This window comes from Arthrobacter sp. H5, from assembly GCF_000520595.1.
Taxonomy (GTDB): Bacteria; Actinomycetota; Actinomycetes; order Actinomycetales; family Micrococcaceae; genus Arthrobacter_D.
Map to the genome: position 1 here is coordinate 1 of NZ_AZSC01000364.1, position 2,117 is coordinate 2,117.

1 protein-coding gene and 1 pseudogene are annotated in these 2,117 nt (G+C 62.7%); both read right to left on the minus strand.

The genetic code is table 11. The features are described 5' to 3' along the window. Nucleotides 1-261: 261 nt before the first annotated feature. Nucleotides 262-858: a recombination mediator RecR gene (gene recR, locus Y708_RS0101645; RefSeq protein WP_028278570.1), complete on the minus strand. Its 597-nt coding sequence runs from the start codon at nucleotides 856-858 to the stop codon at nucleotides 262-264. Nucleotides 859-906: 48 nt separating this feature from the next. Beyond that, nucleotides 907-2,117, minus strand: a pseudogene (locus Y708_RS0101650) (hypothetical protein); the annotation flags it as partial.

The window sequence follows — 2,117 nt, forward strand, 5'->3', positions numbered from 1 at the left end:
ACCTTCCCGCCTTCGCGGAAGGTGCGGCGCACCAAAGCCGATTCGTAGACGACCTCAACCCCGGCCTTGTTCGTTCGGCGGGACGTGTTGATGGCTACATGCATAGCCGGCGCACCTTGCTCCATGTCCATATAATACTTCAAACAAGATTGAAATGGAAGACTTTTCGTCAAAATTTTAGTGGCTACATATTTTGACCAAAACCATGGAAAAACCCCGGTACCATACGGTCCCGGGGCAACTCCCAAACGTAACTTCAGCCTAGGAAACGGTTCGGCGTCCCTCGAAGGCCCTGCCCAGGGTAATCTCGTCGGCGTATTCGAGGTCGCCGCCGACGGGCAGCCCGGAGGCGAGCCGTGTGACCTTGATGCCGATGGTCTTGAGCATCCGCACCAGGTAGGTTGCGGTCGCTTCGCCTTCAAGGTTGGGGTCGGTGGCGATGATGATCTCCTGGACCTCATCGTCTGAGAGTCGGGTGAGAAGTTCTCGGATCCGCAGCTGTTCGGGACCGATCCCCGCGATCGGGTTGATCGATCCACCGAGCACGTGGTAACGGCCCCGGAAGGACCGCGTGCGCTCCACGGCGATAACATCCTTGGACTCTTCGACCACGCAGATTACGGTCTGATCCCTGCGGGCGTCGCGGCAGATTCCGCAGGTTTCCTGCTCGGCGACGTTGCCGCAGATTGTGCAGAACTTCACCCGTTCCTTGACCGTGACAATGGCGTTGACCAGCCGTTTCATATCCTCGCCATCGGACTCCAGGATGTAAAAGGCGATCCGTTGTGCCGACTTTGGGCCCACCCCGGGAAGTCGCCCCAGCTCATCAATGAGCTCTTGAACTGCGCCTTCGTACACGGGTCCTTCTTAGCTGTTGGTGTTGTGCTGCTGATGATGCACGGACGGTTACGCGGAGTCGGCGCTTTTCTCTTCGATCAAGCGGCCGTTCAAGATCCGTTCGATTGCCGGACGACCCACGAGACCTGATTCCTCGAGGGTTTCGTCGTCAGCGCTGGGGATGTCCTCAACGTAGGTAAAGTCTACGGTGCCGCCCGGACGTTCCTCGACTGTCGCACGAGACCGCGCCGCTTCGTCGAGCAGCTGCTGGTAGCGGCTGGCCGGCTTTGAACCGCCGAGTGGCTGGTCCTCGGCTGGAGGCTCTTCGGGCCCGGGGTCTTCGGGGTCCGAAGACGGCGCGGCGTAGTCCCACGGGTCCGGCTGGGCGGGTGACTGATGGTCATCAGGACCGACGACGGCGGGCCGCGCCGCCGTCCCGGCAACAGGTCCGGCTGGTGGTGGCCCGACGCTTTGGGAGTCTGTGTCGGCCGGTTCAGCGCTCGATGAACCGGACCCACCCGGTGGCATCCTGTGAGCAGCCGCCTGCGTGTCCGGTTGTGGAGGTTCCGGCTGGCTCTGCTGATCCGGATTTGGGCGCGGTTGAACCTGCACCGGTGGAGGTGACGCAAACGCGCCAGGGCTGGGGGACGGAGGTTGAGTTTCCGTAGCCGGCTGGGGCCGACCATCAGGTACTTTTGGGTCGGGTTCACCCGCCGCCGCGGCGCTCTCGTGGACAGCTTCGATGGAGCAGGTCAGGCCAAGCACTTTATGAATTGCCTGCTTGAGGTTGTCCGTGTGCTGGCCCCGTTGAAATCCAAGCGCATTGCCCTGGGAGGCGAACACCAGCAGCAGCTGGTTGCCATTGAACGAGCGTGGCTTAGCATCCGTATTGACGTTGAGCCAGGTGCTCCGTTTGATTCCGGCAAGCTCGTCCATGATCTCGGGCCAGGCCCGCCGGATCATTTCGATCTGGGGTGAGCTGGAGGGCTGCCCTGCGTCGGCATGGCTTGGCTGGTTGGCTTGGGCTTCCTCCACCGTGCCGCTGGGCGCCGACGGGGCGACGGCGGTCGGGGCATCGGGTGAGGAAGGAGCGACGGCGGCTGGTGCTTCCTTTTCTCCGGAAGCAGATTCGGCGGGCTCTTGGACAGGCTCAGAAACACCCCAGCTTCCGCCCCAGTCCGGCGAAGCATCCACTGGCTCCGCGGCTTGGGCTGGCGGGTCTCCACGCACGCCCTGGGGCGCGTTTGGTCGACCACCGGGAGAGGGCTGGGGGGTGTTTG